Source organism: Lysinibacillus sp. FSL P2-0066 (assembly GCF_037969495.1).
Lineage (GTDB): Bacteria > Bacillota > Bacilli > Bacillales_A > Planococcaceae > Lysinibacillus > Lysinibacillus boronitolerans.
Map to the genome: position 1 here is coordinate 349,392 of NZ_CP150202.1, position 20,572 is coordinate 369,963.

Here is a 20,572-nt window from a genome sequence, read left to right on the forward strand (position 1 = left end):
CTCAACTTTGGTAAAAAAAGTTCAAGGTGCTTTTTTGTTTAGTGAAAAACCCTACGTAATAGAATGGCAAAAGCTGCGCCAATTAAGGCGAAAATGGTATGTAAAAGTGCAATGTAGCCAGCTCCAATCACAAGCGTTCCTATTTCTGTTAAGGAGAAGGTTGTAATATAGAGCTCATTATTAAGATTATTAATGATAGCCCAAACGAATACAGGCACAGAGCTTATGATAAAGACAATCCAGATGTTTTTATAGAAAAGGTAAGAAAGACAGCCGAAAAGTGCATATGAGATGACAAAGCCCTTTTGATTGCCGAGTAAGGACGAGTTAATGGCAAACATAAAGGATAATACAATAAATATGATATGAAAAAAGGATACTGTTCTTTTCATGGGTAAGTATGCGTTCTGAGTTGATGAATTGGCTACAAGCTTCTGACATTGCTGACAAGTTGTTAGATGCTGTTCAACAAATTCTATTGTTGATGCTTGAAGCATTTGTTTTTTATAAAGAGGTAATAAATCTTCTACAATTGAGCATTCCTGTGACAATACTTTCCCTCCATTCAATCTATCCTCATTATACGACTTTTTGTGGAAAATAAAAAAAGCCTTCCGTGAATTTTTCAATCGGAAAACTTGTACATGCACCCTATTAGTTTGATGTTAATACTTCATTTGTTAATGCTTGAATATCGATATGTGTTTTTTCCTTTACTGCGTCCTTTAAAATTTCTGTGCGGAAATATTGGACGGTCGCTTCAAGTGGAATCGCCAACAGTTTTGAAAGGGCTGATTGATACATATAGACAAATTCTTTGTCAGTATTGCCGCGCTTTAATTCTGCGAAAGCTTCATAAAATTGATCTAGTTTATCTGCAAATTCAAGTAGCCGACCCTCTATAGTCTGATCCTTTCCTTCTTTCATCCGTTCAAAGAAAATAGCCTGAAATTCTTGTGGGATTTCATTGATAATGAATTTTTCCATCATCTTTTCTTCCACGTGTGCTAGCATTTGCTTTAACTCTGGACTAGCATGTTTTACAGGTGTCTTGATGTCGCCAATAAATACTTCAGCAAAGTCATGATTAATCGTTTTTTCATATAAAGATTTCCAATCAACTGTTGCACCGTGCATTTCTTCTAATGTTGCGAAAAACATCGCATATTGGGACACTTTCCAAGAATGGGCTGCCACGTTGTGCTCTTCAAATTTGAAGCGACCTGGGCAACGAATAATACGCTCTAAATCATTAAGGCTTGTAAAAAATTGGTGAATTCCTATAAAAATCACTCCTTTTTGTTCTATAAGTGCATGTTACTATAAACAATACCCTCTTTATACGGTTTTCAAACAATTTAACAATGATTCAGGCTGTGTTTACAAAGGATTCACAATTGCTGATAAAGTAGATTCAGCTTGAATGCTATAATGAAGGGGACTGATGAAAAGGGGAGTACACAGCATGTTTTCCATTTATACACTTCTTCTTTATATACATATTTTAAGTGCTATTCTTTCGATTGGGCCTTTGTTTGTTGTACTAACCATTGTAAAAAAAATGCGCACAGCTTCCACTGATGACATGTCACCATATATAGAAGCATTTAAGGGTGCCATTGCGCTCGTAAAACATTCAGGGCATGTACTAGTAGCATCGGGTATTTTGTTAATGTGGTATGCAGGCTATCATTGGAATACCTCATGGATTGTATTAACATTCCTCGTGATGTTTGCATCGATTGTATTTCTAGCGAGAGCGTTTAAACCGACGTTGCGCACATTTAACACGCCTGCATATAACCATCAACAATTTGTTTCACTGTTACATCGAAAAACATGGATGTATATTTTATTATTGCTTATTATGCTTTGGCTGATGGTAGCAAAGCCCGTTCTTTGGTAAAAAAGATACTGTCATCTGCAGAAAAAGACCTTTTCACAAGGCGAGAGATTGATTTCCGTTCCGCCAGCGTCCTTTCCAGGGGGCGTCCGATGAGCCACTTCACTCACTTACGTTGGCTCCACTCCAATCAACCATTCTGCAGAAGCGTCTTTTCCTTATCAGCAGCATCGATCAGATCAAATAACCCATTATTTGAATTAGGGCTTTTATTTTCAATGTGAGAAGTGATGACACTCCTCACTAAAATGAGTAGTTAACACCTTCAATTTATTTGAAACATTTTCACCTTTCATAAAGATTTTATTTATTGATTTGTTTTTCAACACTTTGAAAAAATCGCACCCCTTAAGGAGTGCGATTTTTTTAGTTTACTAAGCGTTTAAAATAACTTTTTCGAATTAATACATAGCTAATGAGGAAAAGCACAAAGAAACAACAAGAGCTGGCCATGGAAACTTGTAAAAATGCTGTAGAAACCATTGATCGCATAGCCAAAAGTGTAATTAGCAAGAGTGTGATAGCTATGGTGAACGGTACAAAAATAAGGATCGCCAATTCTTTAGCAATTACAGTAGCTAATTCTTTTCTAGAAAGTCCTAACTTACGGATACCAATATACTTTTCTTTCTCTTGTTGTAATGTTGTTTGTAAATAGAAGTACAATATACTCATGGCTGCACTTAAGAAAATTAGACTTAACATGGAGCCGATAAAGAACATGACGCTTTTGACAAACATCTCTGAGTTATACAAATCAATTTTGGATGTTACATAACGTTCTCCAGGTAAAGAGGGTAAGTCATTGGTAATCGATTTCGCCAAATCTGTATGGGCTGTCCAATCCTCTAGTTCATAGATATAGGTTTTATAGACGGGATAGTCAATGGTATCGTAAATGTCATCAGATACAACGAAATAACTTTGTTGGAAGCCAGTAGAGAGCAGGTTTTGCTCATGTGTGCTGGCTAGTTTAAAAGTCTTTATATACAGATCGCCGGCAGTGTTTGTTATTGGCGCTATACCGCGGCTTCCAGCGACGGCAATAAACTCATCTTTACCTAGATCATTTTTCTGCTGCTGGATCAGATTATAATCCGATAATGCCATATAGCCAATTCGTTGTGCTTCGTGTGATTTAAATTCAATAAAATACTTGTGAGTTTGAACCGTTGATAAAGTATTTTCAAGATAATCAAGATCAGTCTTTACCATATTGTCATCAGCTTTTGGATCAGCAATGTATTGAAAACTATATGGATAATTCTCTTCACTATCCTGTTTTACATTGTAATAAGAGCTAAATAAAATACTTGTACATAGAAAGACACCGCTTAATAGGATGGTAATTAGAAACAGCATATTTGCATGTGATTTCATTTTTGCATTTAAATTGGATGCCAACAGCATATTTGTTTTTTGATGATAGGCAGGAGACCTTTCATATATTTTCAAAAACAAACGAAAACCTTGTGTGATGACTAAATAAATCGTACTAAGAATGCTAATAAAAAATAACAGATAATAAAGAACACTTAAAGTGTCTACAATGGAATGCTCGATTTTTAGCAAGTAAGCTAAAGTGGCAGTCATCAAAATGCTTAGTATTAATACCACATAATGTGGCTTAATGGATTTCTCGATAACTGTATCACTTTTTAAGAGTTGGATAGATGCTTCTTTATTAATGAACCTCGTAACGAGTGTCGATATCACCACAAATAAAAGCAGAAATAAGCCTATGGTTAAGCCAATTGCTTGAAGAGGCATGTACATACCAAATGTTTCTGCTTTTAAAATGACTTTTGCACCCATTAAGAAAAGAGGTGTAATGACAAGGCCGAGAACGATAGCTGCCAGAATAGCTAATATGCCAATCAAGAAATTTTCTCGGAAGACAAGCTTACGAATCTGCTTCATAGAAGCCCCAGTAATCATAAATATCCCTAGAGTTTTGGTCTTTTTACGTAAAAATGACCTGATTGAATAGGTGATGTAGATAAAAGAAAATAAATAAACGAGCATACTAGCTAGCATCAAAGAAATTCCAAGTGTAGAGTCTGGATCTAGGCTTTGTAAATTTGGATGAAAGACGATAACAGAAAATAGGAAGAAAATAATTATGGAAAACATACTACTCAAGAAGTAAGAAACATATGTCCATTTGTCACGTAAAATATTTTGAATCACAATATGGTTAAAGCTCATGCTGTCCACCACCTAGAAAAGCAAGCGTGTCCATAATTTCCTGATAAAACTGCTTGCGGTTGTTGCCTCGATGTATTTCGTTGTATAATTTTCCATCTTTAATAAAAATAATGCGATTGGCAAAGCTTGCTACATAAGGATCATGTGTCACCATGAGAATAGCTGTATTAAGCTCTTGATTAATTGAGGAAAATAAGTTCATGACATCATTGACAGCCTTTGAGTCCAAGTTTCCTGTAGGCTCGTCTGCTAACAATAAACTCGGCTCATGTATAACGGCACGAGCGATGGCTACTCGTTGTTTTTGTCCACCCGAAATTTCATAAATCCGTTTAGGCAATAGTTCCTCGATGCCGAGAAATTGAACGACATCCTTTAAACGTTGATGCATTTTTGAAGCAGGAAGGCTATCTAGCGTTAATGGCAATAAAATATTTTCTTTCACTGTTAATGTATGGACAAGATTAAAATCCTGAAAAACAAAACCTAGTTCAGAGCGTCTAAATTTAGCAAGCTCCTCATCATTTAATGCGTATGGATTATGATTGTTTATGACAATATCGCCAGCTGTAGGACGATCAATAGTGGATACACTATTTAAAAATGTTGTTTTCCCACTACCTGAAGGTCCCATGACAGCTACAAATTCCTGTTGCCGTAGCTGAAAATCGATACCATTTAACGCCTTATAGGTGATCTCACCGATGTATTCCTTGTGCAAATTGGTTACTTGAAGTATTGTGTTGCCCAAATTAAAACAACTCCTTTATGGTCATTAGATAACTTTAGTATAGAAAAGGAGCGGCATATAACCTATTTCTCTTGATGACATGAAGATGACAAAGTTGTCATCTTCATTTTTTAAGACTATTTGAAAAACGAATGGAAAAAGTAGTGATATGCTCAGAAGATTGTAAAGTAAAGGGATGCTCTAACGTAGTTAAAATCTTTTTCACTAAATATAAGCCTATACCTGTTGCTTCGCCACTCGTTCGTCCCTTTATGCCTGTATAAAATAAATCAAAGACCCGTGCTATTTCGCTAGTAGGGATGGTCTCACCACGATTTGTTATGTGTAAAGCTTCGTTTTCATAATCAATATGGATGGTGTTTGCCATTTCACTATATTTAATGGCGTTATTTAATACTTGATAAAGTACAATTTTTAACCACTTTCGATCTGAATAAATGATTTGGTCTTCAGCAAACGTCAGCTTTGGAAAAACTTCACTTATGATAAAGAAATCCTTCAAATCATTGATGACTTCTTGCACGAGTCCCTTTAAAACAATAGGTTCAATTTTTAAATCAGCTACTAAATGAGATGTGCGCTCATACGTTAATAACTGATTGAGGGTAAATGTCAATTTATTGCACTCTTTATTGATGGTATGCCATTGCTGCAATTCGTCAGTGGTCTTGTTGGACGTAGCTTGAACGATTAATTGAATAACAGATAAAGGTGTCTTCATTTGATGTGCAAAATGTGATAGAACTAGTTGCTTCTCATGTGCCTGTTCTTCCAATCTTTGCTGTTGGGTTAAAAATAAATACTGTATTTGCCTTAGTTTTTCACTATAGTATTGCTCAATAGCTGCACGTGGTTCAAATAAATGAAGATCATCCTGCGTTTTGATATTTTTTTGTAAATGATGATAAAACTTTCTTCTTCGATAATAACGACCAAGAAGCCATAGAATAAATAGAAAGCTGACAAGAAAAATAAAGTAGGCGTAGTGTGAGGATAGGTCATCTAATACATGAATAATCCAAGGAAGTAGAAGGAAGCTTATGCTATAGAGAATAATGATACTAAGATGATCTCGAAAGAATAGCTTCATTTACCTTCCTCCACCAATTGATAACCGAGACCACGAATTGTTTTAATCTCAAGTTGAGAGTGTACGGCTTCCAATTTTCTCCGTAACCGACCAATATTCACAGACAAAGTATTCTCCTCAACAAAGGTTTCATCATCCCAAATAGCACTTAAAAGCTTTTGACGAGGTACTACATTAGGGTAAGCTTCGAATAATAACTTACTTAGCTGCATTTCTTTTAGCGTTAACAGGCTCTCATTGCCTGTTGTTTGAAGACGAACTGTATCTGGATTTAATGTAGTATTCGCTATTGTTATAGTTGTTGTCTCGGTTAATGCGTATTCACCATAGGTACGTCGAAGTAGTCCATTTACTTTTGCCATGAAGACATCCAATGAAAATGGCTTTGTGATAAAGTCATCGGCACCATTTTCAATTCCATATACTTGATCAATATCATTTACTCTGGCAGAGACAATGATGATGGGACATGTTGAGAGTTGACGGATTTTCCGTGACCAAAAATAGCCATCGTAAGTGGGGAGATTGATATCCATTATGACTAGGTGTGGTTGTATAATGTTAAATTCTTCAATAATGTGTGGGAATTGTTGTACAGTATAGCATTCAAACTGATATTTAACTAAATGCTCGACAATCAGTGAAGCTATATTTGCATCATCTTCTATTATGTATATTTTGTACATACCAATCATCCTTCCTTTGTTTTATATGTATAATGTACCCTCGTTTCCAAAAATCTATAGAAGAATTGTAACTTGAAACTTTGGGAAGAGCCACCTCAAAACAAATAGAGATAGTATATTCCGTTTTTATTTGCAATATGGACAATCGGATGATTCTAAAACGTAAAAACAAAGATACAAATGAAGTAGTGAGCAAATGAATTTATGAACAAGGGTTAGGAGCAATAAATCACTAGTTTCACTCTAAATTTAAATAAGAACTTTAAGACTAAAAAAATTGAACTTTATGGGTATTATAGTTCGATTTATTTTTTTGCTGTATTGAGAATAGGGGAGAATTTATTAGTTTTTAAGTATTTTTTAAGAGACATGGCGTATGATGATTGAATAAATATATGAAGTTTGAGTTGAAACAAAGATAAAATTTAACGAAAAAATCATCTCAATGGGAGAAATGATCTATTGTGGGTAAATTCAAGTTAAAGTTATCGTTTCTTATAGTTAGTATGGCGATAATAGTTGTACTCGCGGCATCTAGTATTAGTATTTGGAGTAGCTATTTAAATTTTAATGAAATTTTGCAGGAAAATAAAAAGGATATGAAAGAAACCTATGTAAAGGAAGTTTCCACACTTACTACAGACTATTTACAAGGTTCTGTGAAAGATGATCGTTCATTAGAACCATATATGGAGCAAATAGTAGATACTTTACTTGATGAAAGAGCTATTTCTTTTAGTTTACTAATTAAGAAAACCATTATCCATATTATTATAGTAGTAGTTGTGGTATTAGGGTTAGCTATATGGTTAGCGAAAAAAATTACCCGACCACTTAAGGATCTTGCAACAAGAATAGAGATAGGGGAGACATTGCAAGGAACAGAGGATATTACTGATTGGTATTACGAAGTAAAATTATTGAAAAGTAATGTACAAAATATGATGATTTGTTCCGAAAGTAAAATTACAGATTTAACAGAGCAATTGAATCTAGACGCATTGACTGGAATTCCTAATCGAAGAAGAATGGATCAAACTTTACATGAGTTGATTGTTCAAAAAGTGCCACATGCGATCATCTTAATTGATTTAGATGATTTTAAAAGTATAAACGATACATATGGTCATACAGTTGGGGACGAGGTTCTAAAGGCTTTTGCTAATCATATGCAAAGCAGCATAAAGGATCAAGGCTTGTGCTTTAGATATGGCGGCGAAGAGTTTATGGTCATCTTACCTTCCATGAACATAGATGCTGCAGTCCAACTGGCAGAAAACTTACGGATTAAACAAGCTTTACAGGAAACTGCATGTGGTAGACCTGTAACCATGTCTGCTGGAATTACGGCTTTTACACCAAATGTCCAGAGTCCGAATCAAATGATAGAAATTGCAGATCATGCTTTATATAAGGCTAAACAATCAGGAAGAAACTGTTTATGTGTTGTTAGAAATATGAGACAAATGATTATTAAATGAATGTATGAAAGCATGCTAGTGTACGGTACTAGCATGCTTTTTCGTGTCTTCCAAATAATTCAATTAAAAGCTTGTTGGGTCTTAGAAAGAGCTCTTATTTCCATTGCTCGATTTATTTTTGTATCAGCTAAAAAATAGCAAACATCTAATATGATAAAGGTTAAACCGCCCTACTAAATTATAGATATATACGCAACAAATTGATTAATTTACTAAAAAATTAATTAAAATTGTATATTTTTCCGTTTTTATAGTAATAATTCCTAATATCAGGCAGCTAGTCCTGAGTTATTAATTTGCAAACTTATTGTTGCTTACATAATAGAGCATTCAACTCTAGTGTGCTAGCAACAGATTTGCAACAAATAATAAAATGATGGAGGTATTACTAAACATGAAGAAAAGAGCATTAGCTTTAGCAGTGGTATTGACATTTGGTGTAAGTCTCTATGCTAGTCCTTCTTTTGCTAAGGACAAATCGCCGGGCAATATATTATGGGCACTCCCGCAAATTTATAATTTAACTGTAGGTGAGTTCCAGCAATTAAATGAAATGGATTCATTATTGTTTTATCCAGAGCAAGACTTAGTAAAAGACACGTCAAAAGAAGAAGAACCGTCGGGAGATGAATATGTTATCAAGGGTGGTGACACATTATTTTCAATAGCTCGTATTAATAACGTAACAGTAGATGATTTAAAAAAGTGGAATCACCTTGCGTCAGATTTAATTTTAGCTGGTGAATCGCTAGCTATTAAAGCTTCCGCTGCAAAACCAGCACCAAAAACATCCGTGGGGATTGCATCTGCCAAGCCTGCAACATCGGCTAAAACAAAACCTGCAAGTGCTCCAGCGACAGGATCTGGCAAAACATTAACAATGCGTGCTACGGCCTATACAGCCTATTGTGAAGGTTGTTCAGGAATTACAGCAAATGGAACAGATATAAGATCTAATCCTAATTTAAAAGTAATCGCTGTAGATCCACGAGTTATTCCACTTGGTACAAAGGTTTGGGTGGAAGGTTATGGTGAAGCAATCGCTGCTGATACAGGGGGAGCTATTAAAGGAAATAAAATCGATGTATTTATTCCTACTGAAGGACAAGCACTTCAGTGGGGTGTCAAAACAGTAACGGTAAAAATCTTAAATTAATTATGGAAGGGATTTCCTAAACTTTAGGAAATCCCTTTTATCTTGGTTGAATTTTCTATTCAAGCTCCAATAATAGGAGCCATTATAGATGCGTAATTGATTAATTGTGCATAAGTACTGAAGAAATTGGAAATCATCAGAAAGAGAGGAGGTATTTTTATGAAAAAAATAAGCTTAATGGGCCTTTCTTTACTAATTTTTGTTGCGGGTTGCAGTTTTTTTGATAAGAAAGAGGAAAAAGTAGCTGTCAATGCTTCTTCCCCTTTAACAGCTACTGCAAAAGTGATTGGTGCTAATAATGAAAGCTATGGTAATGCATATCTTCAAGAGGAAGATAACGGCGTTATGATGACGCTCGCGTTAACAGGCTTACCACCAGGCACACATGGTATCCATATTCATGAAGTAGGGAAGTGTGAACCACCTAAATTTGAATCAGCTGGTGCCCATTTTAATCCAACAAAAAAGGAACATGGTAAATTAAATCCTAATGGCTATCATTTAGGAGACTTACCAAATTTGGAAATTGGTGAAGACGGCAACGTGGATCTTAACTTTTTAGCTGAAGGGTTAACTTTACAAAAAGACCAACCTAATTCGCTATTAGATAGTGATGGAAGTGCTATTGTCATTCATGAATCAGCGGATGATTATAAAACAGATCCTGCTGGTAATTCTGGAGCAAGAATAGCCTGTGGAGTCATTCAATAGGATGAAAAATGAGACTGTATCTGAACGTTAAAAGATACAGTTTTTTTATTTTAGGAATAAATAGAAAAAATCTGTGATTTAATCTAAAAATGCGATAGGTTTTATAGTTATAATGCATAATGTATATAATTTATTGCAATTTACTAAAAACCTATTGTATAATCCTTTTATCAGAAAATTCAATTAATAAGGAGTGATACGATGGGGAAGTTGTTAAATTCAAAGTTTGAAACGTATTTAATGGATCAAGAATATGATTTACGTGACGAGGAAGAGAAAAATGAGGAGCAAATGGTGAACATTCAGTATGAAGAGTATCCAGAAGGGTTTTTTACAAGTTTATAATGAGAATTTGATGGGCTATGTTGAAAGTGTATTAACTTTTAGCATAGCCCATTGTATTTTATACCTCTATTGATAAAGGGTTTTTTCAGCGCATATGTATGTACTATATAATTTAAATAAGTGGGTTAGGTCTGAAGACATATGTACTTTTCTGAAAAAGATTCATGTATAATGGGAAACAAAAATGCGTATAGAGGTGTAATTATGTCAAAAGCTTTAACAGTAGAAGAAACGATTTATCAATGGTTTGATCATTTTCATAAATATCCTGAAGTAAGTTGGAAAGAGTTTGAGACTACTAAAAAAATTGCTTCCATACTGGATGAATTGCATGTTAGTTATCGTTTATTAGGTGATATACCAGGATTAATAGCTGAAATTGGGACTGGTAATGAAATTGTTGCAGTACGTGCTGATATTGATGCCTTATGGCAGGAAGTTGATGGGAAGTGGCAAGCAAATCATTCGTGTGGACATGATGCGAATATCTCCATGGTTCTTGGTGCATTATTACTACTGAAAGATCGCACCTTACAACATCGTATTCGTTTCATCTTCCAACCTGCTGAAGAACTAGGAAATGGCGCGTGTGCAACGTTTGATAGAGGCGCGGTTGATGGAGTATCACATTTATTTGGTGTTCATTTAAGACCAATAGAAGAATTACCACTTGGCAAAGTTTCGCCTGCGATTCATCATGGCGCTGCTTATTTTTTAGAGGGATCTATTCAAGGTATAGATGCACATGGTGCTAGACCACATCAAGGTAAAAATGCCATTGATGTTATTATGGCCGTGCAACAAATGCTACACAGCATTCATTTATCACCATTTGAACCACATTCTGCTAAGTTAACAAAAATTATTGCGGATGGTGGTAGTACAAATATTATTCCAGGTAATGCTAGTTTCTCAATGGATGTTCGCGCACAGCATAATCAACAACTTGAATTGCTGCGCAGTAAAATTGAATCTGGCCTGAAATCAATACAGCAACAATTTGAAATTAATATGAGTTGGAATTGGATAGATTTCACACCAGGTGCTGAAGTTTCCTCGGTTGCTGCGAACATGGCGAAGACTGCCATCATTGAAGCTTTGGGGGAAGAGCATTTAGCGGATGAAATAACTACACCAGGCAGTGATGATTTCCATTTTTATACAGTTAAAAAACCGGAATTAAAAGCAGCAATGATTGGAATTGGTGCAAATTTAACTCCAGGATTACACCACCCTAAAATGACATTTGATCGTAGTGCCTTAATTGATGCTGCGAAAGTGCTTGCATGTGTATTAGAAAAAAAGCCTGAATAAAAAAATTTTTTAAAAGCTAGATGAAAAAATGTAACTATTTTTTCATCTAGCTTTTTTTGCATGAACATTTTTAATAATGCATGGATATTCAAGGGTTTGCATTGTTTTTTATTGCTACTTGAAAGCGTTTTATTACGCTAAAATAAAGGGATTTGCTAGGGAAGCATAAATTTTTTGCGTTGACTTTTAATTTTTTGAATATTAAGCTAAAAAACGTAAAAAATTATTTGCGTCTTGAAAAAACCGAAATGGAATTTGGTGCAAAAAAAGGGGATGGAAAAATGAAAAAGGATATTAATGCGGGCTGGGCACTACTAACTTTTGCAATTATGATTATTACTATGTTGATTACAGTAGTTGTTTTAGAACAAAGTCCTCACGTACCTCTTCTTGTAGGCACAACTGTAGCAGCAATTGTGGCCAAAATGCATGGATATAAATGGGCAGAAATTGAAGAGATGATGTATAAAGGGATACGTCTGGCATTACCTGCCATTGTTATTATTATTTTAGTAGGTTTGACAATTGGAGCATGGATTGGCGGCGGTGTCGTAGCAACAATGATTTTCTACGGTCTAAAGTTAATTTCTCCAGCGTGGTTCCTAGTGACAATCATGCTGTTATGTTCAATCGTGTCATTAGCTATTGGTAGTTCATGGTCTACAATGGCGACAATTGGTGTCGCAGGTATGGGAATTGGTTTAAGTATGGGTATTCCAGCGGCTATGATTGCTGGTGCAGTTATTTCGGGTTCATACTTTGGAGATAAAATGTCACCATTATCAGATACAACGAATCTAGCAGCGGGTTTAACAGGTACAGACCTATTTGCTCATATTAAGCATATGCTATATACAACGATTCCAGCGTTGATTATTTCACTTGTTGTTTTTGGATTCATGGGTAGAAAATTTGCAGAAGTTTCAATGCAATCTGAAGAAATTTTGACAACATTAAAAGTGATGGAAGAAAGCTTCGTTATTTCTCCTTTACTATTACTAGTTCCTGTTGGCGTTATTGTATTGGTGGCTAAGAAAGTGCCAGCAATTCCAGCTTTAATAATTGGAATTGTCTCAGGTTTCTTACTTCAGATTTTTGTACAAGGTGGTTCAGCTGCAAGTGCTGTACAAGCATTACAAGCAGGCTTTGAAATCTCAACAGGTAATCACATGGTGGATGATTTATTTAACCGTGGTGGTTTAGACTCTATGATGAATACGGTTTCAATGACAATCGTTGCGATGACATTTGGTGGTATTTTAGAGTATTCAGGAATGTTAAAGGCACTAATGAATGTAATTGTGAAGTTTGCTAAATCTACAGGAAGCCTTATTGCTTCAACGATAGCAGCTTGTGTAACAACTAACGCAACATGTTCCGAGCAATATATTTCAATTGTTGTACCTTCACGTATGTTTGCAGGTGTCTATCAACAACGTGGTTTACATTCTAAAAACCTATCTCGTGCATTAGAGGATGGGGGAACTTTAACATCTGTTTTCTTCCCTTGGAATACTTGTGGTGTGTTTATTTTAGCTACTTTAGGTGTAAGTGCAATGGAATATGCACCATATGCAATTCTTAACTTTACTGTACCGATTATTTCTATTATTTATGGATATATTGGATTTGCTATTGTTAAATTAACACCAGAAGAAATAGCAGAAGCTGAGAAGCATAAAAAGGCACAAGAGGCTGAAAATACGGATAATTTGGTAATGGCTGACTAAAATAAAAATTCTCGTAGATTCATGTGTATCTACGAGAATTCTTTTATGAGGTAGTTTAGTAAGTTGAAAAATTCAATTGATAAATTTTACGAGGACGTCCTTGCTGATGGGTCATTTCTTCACCAACAATCTTTACATAACCATTATCAACTAATTTTTTGATAATACGTTCGGTAGTACGTCGTGTTACTTGGAGGTATTCAGAAAGATTTTGAGATGTAAATTGAGCTGACTGTCGTTCATTACTGAAATTAATTAATTTAGAAATATTTAATGGACTTAAACTTGTAAGCTTAGCCATATGTAAAACATAAGGATCATCCGTTTTCAAAGAAACTTTACCTTCTGTATTAGGGAAAGGTCCTAATAAGTTTTTATGTTCATCAAGAATATAAATCTCAAAAGGTTTAGTAAATGTTAAAGCATGCTGTGCATTTTGTGTAGCTTCCAAAATGGAATAACCATAGCCGAATGCTAGCTTAAATGGTTGTTCAACTTGCTGTATGAGCTGTTCTAGGTTGTCCTTTTCTAGAGCATTTTGCAGATTGCCAGCAGTTGTGTATAGCTCAAAGGAATGTGTTGAAATCTGCTTAAAAGTTGAAAAGGTAGCTTTCGTAATTTGACTTAATACAGTTGATCCAATGGAACAATCTTTAGGGATTTCTAAAAGACCCACTACAGCCTTAAACGCTTCTGACTTCGTTAATAGTGATTTGGATTTTGTCTCTTCAAGGCATTGGATAATCGACTTGGTAGCATCTAACATACGCATGGATGGTATTTGAAGTGCTTGTAACTCATCAAATACACTATGAATACTTGTAATGACAAAATCAATGTTTTTAGAATTCCATAGGGCGATATGGCGTTTTAAAATATTCTCAGTTGGTTCAGTAATCGAAATATGCTGAACATATGGCTTTTGACCATGAAATTCTATTTCTGCTAAAACATTATCAACGAATGCAGGATTCATTACATCGATGGATATCCTGTCGATTGCCACTGCATGTTTGGCTACTAATGATAACAATGTTGTAGAAATGGTTGTTTCATCTTGCTTAATATAATTCCAAGGTATTGGTACTTCTGATAATAATGATTGAGTGTGTAAATAGGGTAACGTTCCTCCGAATAATATTGCATCACATGGTTTTATTTGCTTCATTAAAGTAGGTGCTTCAGAGGGGTGGCTGTAAAGATAAAATTCTAATTGAATATCGGTTATGTTTTGTGCGATACTAATAATACGCTTCATAAATGCTTTTGAACATATAATCGCTATTTTGGTAGACATGGGCATCCGTCCTTTTCTATTTTTTTAAACATTTAGCGACGTATTAGCGACAACTTTAACGACAAGGGAGACTGATTACGATGATAATTAAACAAGTAGAAATTTTTGCTATACATTTACCGCTAATTGATCCATTCATCATTAGTTATGCTACATATGATACAATGCCTTCCATTATTTTAAAAGTAACTACCGACACAGGTGTGGTAGGGTATGGTGAAGCAGTTCCTGATGAACATGTAACAGGTGAGTCATGGGAAAGCACATATGCTGTGCTGAAACATCAGCTTGTCCCGGCTATTATTGGGGAAAGTCCAATGGCCTTTGAAAAGCTACACGATAAAATGAATAAAGTTGTGAAAGATGTACCAGCAGCAAAAGCAGCTATTGATATTGCTTGCTTCGATATTGCTGGGAAAGCGCTAGGGGTACCTGTATACCAACTTCTAGGGGGGCGTTATCATGAAAAATTCCCAATCACACATGTACTAAGCATTGGAACACCTGAAGCAATGGCAGAAGAGGCAGCTAATCGAGTAGAAATGGGCTATCGCTCTTTTAAAATGAAGGTAGGTACAGAGGTACTTCGTGATGTAGCCCGTATAAAAGCGGTACGTGAGCGAGTAGGCGAAGACATTGCTATTCGAGTGGATGTAAATCAAGGTTGGGGTAATGCAGCCACTACTTTACAAGGTTTACGTGCTATGAAAGATTTAAATATCGATTGGCTAGAGCAACCTGTCGATAGCGAAGACATTGATGGAATGGTGGAAATTAAATCAAAGTCTGATGTGACATTAATGATTGATGAAGGACTACGAGGCGTACGTGAAATGCGTGAAATTATAGCCAAGCGTGCAGCAGATAAAGTAAATATTAAATTAATGAAGTGTGGTGGCATCTATCCTGCTATGAAGCTTGCTGTTATGGCGGAAATGGCAGGAATTGAATGTCAAGTTGGTTCCATGGTAGAGTCGTCAGTTGGTTCTGCTGCAGGCTTCCATGTAGCATTTTCTAAGAAGATTATGACGAGTGTAGAACTAACGGGTCCATTAAAATTCTCAAAAGATGTTGGGAACTTACATTATGATGTACCATTTATTTGCTTAAATGAAAAACCAGGATTAGGTGTAGATGTGGATGAAGCTGTAATCCAAGAATTATGTAAGTTTTCAACTGTTGTCACAGCCTAAGGAGGCGTAATATGGAAATTATTTATGATGGTATGCTTGGTGAGACACCGTTTTTTGTTATAAAATTAACGCCCCAGCATTTACAACAAGTTGAAGAGCTACAAGTTGCGGTTTATGAAGCATTAGCAGACAAAAGTATACTACAACCCTTAAGCACAGAGGAATTTGAGTATATTTTAAATGGGCATGGAATGATGATAGGTGCTTATGTAGGGGAAGAATTGATTGCCTTTCGTGCGCTGTTAAATCCACCTATTGATGAAGAACACCTTGGCTATGATTGTGGAATTGCAGAAAACGAATTTCAACGTGTGTTATATCAGGAAATATCGAATGTTTCACCAAAATATCGAGGTTACGGATTACAGAAAACATTAGCCACTGTAGTGATGGAAAATATCGATTTAGAAAAATACGATTATATATGCTCCACTGTAAAGCCCTATAATATTCCGAGCTTAAAGGATAAATTCTCGCAAGATCTCGTTATTAAAGGATTGAAAATTAAATATGTAGATAAGCTTCGTTATATTTTTTTTAAAGACCTACGACAAGAGATATTCCCGACCTTCACTGAAAAACAAGTGATATCAATGGGAGACACGACTGCGCAACAGCAACTTTTAAAACAAGGTTTCCTTGGCACAACGATGTATGAAGAAAACAACGATTGGTTTGTTGTATACGAAAAATAAAGCACAAAGCCTTACCTTTCACATGAATTTGTGGGGGGTAAGGCTTTTTTATAGGGCTCTATTATTTCTTCATTGGACAAAAACCACAAGCCATTAAACCTGGGATATCTTTAGAAAAACAACATGACTTTCTTACAGGAACATTGACTAAATTAGTCGGGCTAAGGCCACCTGTATATTGAGCCCACCAAGATTTATTGGAGAAGCGTGCCCATGTTTTAGGGTCTTCTAAAGCCTCAATATCCTCCATGGCTTGGTCGGCTAAGCCAGGATTAGATAATAATATATGATAATGCCATAGCAAGTAGCCAAAGAAATTTTCCCAAATGGTAAGAGGGGAGATGGATGTTACTTTACGAAGCTGTTGGACAATGACGTGGCCATCGTAAAGAATTTTCTCAATAACAGCTTGACGTTCATCTTCATCAACGTAGCGCCAATCATTTGGATTAGCGAACATGGCAACAGTAAAGCTGTTAAATTCCTTTGCAGCATCAAAACGCAATTCAAGCGGCTTACCATCCCATACTTCATCATAAGCGGCAAGCATATAAAATTGCATCGCAAAAAACATTCCATAGCGGCGTGCAAAGTGTGAAATAGCGGCTGTTTCTGTTGCTGCATCTGTTATACCCATCATAAGGTTTAAAAAATCAGGATGGTAAAAGTCTTTATGTATATCAGCTAAAGTAAATAAAGTCCGCTTAGGTTCAGTTGTATAAATACTGTACGAGTTTAATTGTTGAACTTGATCCATTGTTAAAGCTGGCATGGTTATCCTCTTTTCCTTTGAACATCTGTTAACATCATTATAAAGTAATCATTTTTGCTTCACAAATGGAATATCATGTAGTAAAATACATTAAACATATAAGAAAGGTGGGTTTTAGAGTGTCGCAGCCTCAGACAATTCCAAGGCCACTAGTTAGACTGAACCAGTGGACTATTCTTTTGAGTGTCATTTTATCATGGGCAACAGGAATTACCTGGATATTAATAATTCCACTAGCTGCAAATTTACTAGGTATTTTATGTAACTATAATCCAGTACTTCGTGTAGGGAAGCTCTTTTTAACAAAGCCTCCATCTGTGTATATACCAGAGGATGCTCAGCAACAAAAATTTAATTCCAGTATTGCAAGCCTTTGTTTAGCAGTGGGTTTGTTAGGTTATCTATTACATTGGCAGGTTGTTGGTCATATCTTTACTAGCATGGTTGCTATCGCATCGTCCATCGCAATAGCAGGCTTTTGTATAGGCTGTTTTCTGCATTTTCAGTTGAAGCAATGGCAGTACCGACGCTCATTAAAAAAATCTTTTTAAAAAAGTAAAAAAATTATAAGATTATGATTGACATTTTAATTGATAATGATTATCATTATCGTATAAAGATTATTCCTCCTCTACAATACAGTGTAGAGAGGATGAACTTTAGCTACTTTTCTCCAGAAGTTTGCTAGTTCATGATTACGCTCCTAAAACCCCCCTCATTTTTTGGGAACGTGAAAATCTCAGACGACTTATTCTAAATTTAGAATAGAGTCGTCTTTTTTTGTCAAAGAAACAGCCCATAAAATGGACTGCTAGGAAGTTGTGTTTTGTTGCACAGCATTCTTTTTCCCAATAATCATTGTATAGTAGCTATGTAATAGCATACCAACAATGATGACACCGAGACCTGCAAGTGCAATAGGGCTAGGAAAGGCAATTCCTAATAGTAATACTTCACCCATAATAACAAAAAGAATTTCTGTTGACTGAGTTGCTTCCACAGCAGCTAGCTTGCCTTGATGGTCTCTTACGCGATCCGTTGCTATGAAAAATAAAACAGTTGCTATAACACCTGAGCTAATTCCGACAAGCAATGATTGGAACATTTGACTTGCTGAGGGAAGTCCTACTGTAAGAAGGGCATAAATAGCCATGATGATCCATGCTGGCAGCGAAGCAATTGTCATACCTAACACTCGCTGAAAAGTATCAATTCGCCCCCCGCAAACTTCCATCATTTTGCGATTGCCGAGAGGGTAAGCAAACGCTGCAACAATGACAGGTAAAATACCAAGCATTAAACTTCTAAACGATACTGATTGTGCATGAGGTATTTGTATAAGCAAAATACCTACTAAAATGACACATGAAATAAGCAAAGATATAAAAGGTATTTTTTGTCGCACTGTTTTACCAGCAATGACCGAAACAAAAAGAGGAGCTAATAATACACCAGCAACGATTGTAAACTGCCATGTACCAGAAACCAACCAACCTGGACCAAAAGCAGCAGCATATGTTAAGGGCGCATAAAATAAGACAAAACCAACAAAGCTCCAAAGTAGCCATGCTATAGGCTGTGCTTTTATTTCACCAGAAAGCTGAGAAAAGCCTTTACGATAAAAGACTATGATGAGCAAGAAGGGGAGCATAAAAAAATATCGTAATGATGCACTCCATAGCCAACTACCACCTTGCATTTCCATTGCGTGATTTAGAATAAATGTCACGGCAAAGAAAAGGGAAGCTAAAATACCTAATGCAATTTCTTTCATAAACATCACCTCAACCTGAGTTTATTGCCTCAAGCCCTTTATGTAATTTGAAAATTCAGTAATTATGGCTGAAAAAATTACGAAGAGAGGAAAAACCTCTCTTCGTAGCTATAAAAATTTTTCATGACTCCTTAGGTAAATGCGTATAGAAATAAGCTCACTCAAAACTATTATTTTGCTTGCTGTTCAAAAAGCTGAACGATTTCTATGATAACCTGAGTTGCTTTTTCCATTGTTTCAGCGGATACATACTCGAATTTACCATGCATGTTTTCGCCACCAGCGAAAATATTTGGTGTTGGTAGGCCCATATAGGATAATTGTGAGCCATCTGTACCACCACGAATTGGCAGGGTATTCGGTGTAATATCTAATTTTTCCATTGCAGTCCGTGCAATGTCAACAATTTCTTTAACAGGCTCAATTTTTTCACCCATATTGTAGTATTGATCTTCAATTGTAATGCTCAGTGCATGCTCACCAAATTGCGCTTGAATTTTAGCTGCAGCATCACGCATTAATTGTTTTTTCTCTTCAAACTTTTGGCGATCATGGTCACGCACGATATAAGATAGCTCAGTATGCTCAAGAGCCCCTTTAAAGCCCATTAAATGAATGAAACCTTCATAACCTTCTGTCTTTTCAGGAACTGCGTCAGCAGGCATTTCATTTTGGAAGGCGATGGCCATTGTAATAGCATTTACCATTTTATTTTTGGCAGAACCAGGATGCACGCTAGTGCCTTTGGTAACTACTTTTACGCCAGCGGCATTGAAGCTCTCGAATTGTAGCTCACCAAGAGGTCCACCATCCATAGTATAGGCATAGTCTGCACCAAAGGCAGCGACATCAAATTTATGTGGCCCACGACCAATTTCTTCATCTGGAGTGAAGGCTACACGGATTTTACCATGCTTAATAGTAGGGTTTTTAATGAGGTATTCCATTGCCGTCATAATTTCAGCAATGCCTGCCTTATCATCAGCGCCTAATAATGTAGTACCATCTGTTGTGATAAGTGTTTGACCTACATAGTTTTTAAGCTCAGGAAAGTCAGTTGGAGACATAACTAAGTTTTCATTTAACTGAATATCTCCACCATCATAATTATCTACGCGCTGTGGCTTCACATTTGTGCCTGTATAGTCAGTAGCTGTATCAACATGGGCTAAAAAGCCGATAGTTGGTACTTCTTTATCTGTATTAGCTTCTAATGACGCAAATAAATAGCCATTTTCATCTAATGTAATGTCTGTTAAACCAATTTCGGCAAGTTCGTCTTTTAAAACATGTAATAGGTCAAATTGTTTTTGGGTAGAAGGAGTTGTATCGCTTGTGAAGTCTGATTGTGTATCAATTTTTGCATAGCGTATTAATCGCTCAATTACTTGTTCTTTCATAAGTATGGCCCCCTAATGTGTATATGTTAAAATTCTTTGTGCATTTACAAAGCAGATTTCAGACGC

General features: G+C 35.9%; 20 protein-coding genes. 10 read left to right on the forward strand and 10 right to left on the reverse strand.

The features are described from left to right. Positions 1-38: 38 nt before the first annotated feature. The gene (locus MKZ14_RS01725) at positions 39-551 is read right to left on the reverse strand and encodes a zf-HC2 domain-containing protein (protein ID WP_016992174.1); all 513 of its coding nucleotides are present in this window, start codon (positions 549-551) and stop codon (positions 39-41) included. 103 nt (positions 552-654) lie between these two features. Continuing rightward, positions 655-1,293, reverse strand: coding sequence for a YfbR-like 5'-deoxynucleotidase (locus MKZ14_RS01730; protein ID WP_333005614.1), 639 nt, complete (start codon positions 1,291-1,293; stop codon positions 655-657). Between the two features lie 172 nt (positions 1,294-1,465). Here MKZ14_RS01730 and MKZ14_RS01735 point away from each other — a divergent pair, with 172 nt between their 5' ends. Then, a complete protein-coding gene (locus MKZ14_RS01735; RefSeq protein ID WP_016992176.1) occupies positions 1,466-1,906 on the forward strand; it encodes a DUF2269 family protein in 441 nt (146 codons plus the stop codon). A gap of 363 nt (positions 1,907-2,269) precedes the next feature. Here MKZ14_RS01735 and MKZ14_RS01740 read toward each other — a convergent pair whose 3' ends face one another. The 4 genes from MKZ14_RS01740 to MKZ14_RS01755 form a co-directional block, all read right to left on the reverse strand. Then, a complete protein-coding gene (locus MKZ14_RS01740; RefSeq protein ID WP_333005613.1) occupies positions 2,270-4,111 on the reverse strand; it encodes an ABC transporter permease in 1,842 nt (613 codons plus the stop codon). Then, entirely contained in the window at positions 4,101-4,862 is a 762-nt protein-coding gene (locus tag MKZ14_RS01745; protein WP_016992178.1) for an ABC transporter ATP-binding protein, read from the reverse strand. The genes MKZ14_RS01740 and MKZ14_RS01745 overlap by 11 nt, the downstream gene beginning before the upstream one ends. A 103-nt stretch (positions 4,863-4,965) precedes the next feature. Continuing rightward, a complete protein-coding gene (locus MKZ14_RS01750) occupies positions 4,966-5,952 on the reverse strand; it encodes a HAMP domain-containing sensor histidine kinase (RefSeq protein WP_339280589.1) in 987 nt (328 codons plus the stop codon). Then, positions 5,949-6,638 carry a response regulator transcription factor gene (locus tag MKZ14_RS01755; protein ID WP_016992180.1) on the reverse strand — a complete coding sequence of 230 codons (690 nt, stop codon included), beginning with the start codon at positions 6,636-6,638 and terminating at the stop codon, positions 5,949-5,951. The genes MKZ14_RS01750 and MKZ14_RS01755 overlap by 4 nt, the downstream gene beginning before the upstream one ends. Positions 6,639-7,102: 464 nt before the next feature. Between MKZ14_RS01755 and MKZ14_RS01760 the strand changes: the two genes are divergently transcribed. The 6 genes from MKZ14_RS01760 (at position 7,103) to nhaC (ending at position 13,375) form a co-directional block, all read left to right on the forward strand. Then, on the forward strand, positions 7,103-8,119 hold the full coding sequence (locus tag MKZ14_RS01760; RefSeq protein ID WP_312124665.1) for a GGDEF domain-containing protein: 1,017 nt from the start codon (positions 7,103-7,105) through the stop codon (positions 8,117-8,119). 394 nt (positions 8,120-8,513) lie between these two features. Further along, positions 8,514-9,275 (forward strand): 3D domain-containing protein, encoded by a 762-nt coding sequence (locus MKZ14_RS01765; RefSeq protein ID WP_016994419.1) that lies wholly within the window; start codon positions 8,514-8,516, stop codon positions 9,273-9,275. A gap of 159 nt (positions 9,276-9,434) precedes the next feature. Further along, positions 9,435-9,986 carry a superoxide dismutase family protein gene (locus MKZ14_RS01770; protein WP_016994420.1) on the forward strand — a complete coding sequence of 184 codons (552 nt, stop codon included), beginning with the start codon at positions 9,435-9,437 and terminating at the stop codon, positions 9,984-9,986. A 201-nt stretch (positions 9,987-10,187) separates the two neighbouring features. Beyond that, a complete protein-coding gene (locus tag MKZ14_RS01775) occupies positions 10,188-10,331 on the forward strand; it encodes a hypothetical protein (RefSeq protein WP_016994421.1) in 144 nt (47 codons plus the stop codon). A 204-nt stretch (positions 10,332-10,535) separates the two neighbouring features. Further along, complete coding sequence (locus MKZ14_RS01780; protein ID WP_339280590.1) at positions 10,536-11,645, forward strand: amidohydrolase; 1,110 nt, start codon at positions 10,536-10,538, stop codon at positions 11,643-11,645. Positions 11,646-11,926: 281 nt separating this feature from the next. After that, positions 11,927-13,375, forward strand: coding sequence for a Na+/H+ antiporter NhaC (gene nhaC / locus MKZ14_RS01785; RefSeq protein WP_026023485.1), 1,449 nt, complete (start codon positions 11,927-11,929; stop codon positions 13,373-13,375). A 55-nt stretch (positions 13,376-13,430) separates the two neighbouring features. Here the strand turns inward: nhaC and MKZ14_RS01790 are convergent, their stop codons facing one another. Further along, on the reverse strand, positions 13,431-14,672 hold the full coding sequence (locus MKZ14_RS01790) for a hypothetical protein (protein WP_016994426.1): 1,242 nt from the start codon (positions 14,670-14,672) through the stop codon (positions 13,431-13,433). An 80-nt stretch (positions 14,673-14,752) separates the two neighbouring features. Between MKZ14_RS01790 and MKZ14_RS01795 the strand changes: the two genes are divergently transcribed. Next, positions 14,753-15,865 (forward strand): dipeptide epimerase, encoded by a 1,113-nt coding sequence (locus MKZ14_RS01795; protein WP_339280591.1) that lies wholly within the window; start codon positions 14,753-14,755, stop codon positions 15,863-15,865. Between the two features lie 11 nt (positions 15,866-15,876). Continuing rightward, on the forward strand, positions 15,877-16,560 hold the full coding sequence (locus MKZ14_RS01800; protein ID WP_016994429.1) for a hypothetical protein: 684 nt from the start codon (positions 15,877-15,879) through the stop codon (positions 16,558-16,560). A 61-nt stretch (positions 16,561-16,621) separates the two neighbouring features. On the opposite strand, the gene MKZ14_RS01805 is transcribed toward MKZ14_RS01800, so the two are convergent. After that, positions 16,622-17,332: a hypothetical protein gene (locus MKZ14_RS01805; protein ID WP_036078049.1), complete on the reverse strand. Its 711-nt coding sequence runs from the start codon at positions 17,330-17,332 to the stop codon at positions 16,622-16,624. 119 nt (positions 17,333-17,451) lie between these two features. On the opposite strand from MKZ14_RS01805, the gene MKZ14_RS01810 reads away from it, so the two are divergent. Continuing rightward, positions 17,452-17,883 carry a DUF4395 domain-containing protein gene (locus MKZ14_RS01810; RefSeq protein ID WP_312124658.1) on the forward strand — a complete coding sequence of 144 codons (432 nt, stop codon included), beginning with the start codon at positions 17,452-17,454 and terminating at the stop codon, positions 17,881-17,883. A 260-nt stretch (positions 17,884-18,143) separates the two neighbouring features. Here the strand turns inward: MKZ14_RS01810 and MKZ14_RS01815 are convergent, their stop codons facing one another. Together MKZ14_RS01815 and pepT are read right to left on the reverse strand one after the other, a co-directional pair. Then, complete coding sequence (locus MKZ14_RS01815; RefSeq protein ID WP_036078053.1) at positions 18,144-19,106, reverse strand: multidrug resistance efflux transporter family protein; 963 nt, start codon at positions 19,104-19,106, stop codon at positions 18,144-18,146. A 170-nt stretch (positions 19,107-19,276) separates the two neighbouring features. Beyond that, positions 19,277-20,506, reverse strand: a complete 1,230-nt coding sequence (gene pepT / locus MKZ14_RS01820) for a peptidase T (protein WP_016994434.1) — start codon at positions 20,504-20,506, stop codon at positions 19,277-19,279. Between the last annotated feature and the right edge of the window lie 66 nt (positions 20,507-20,572).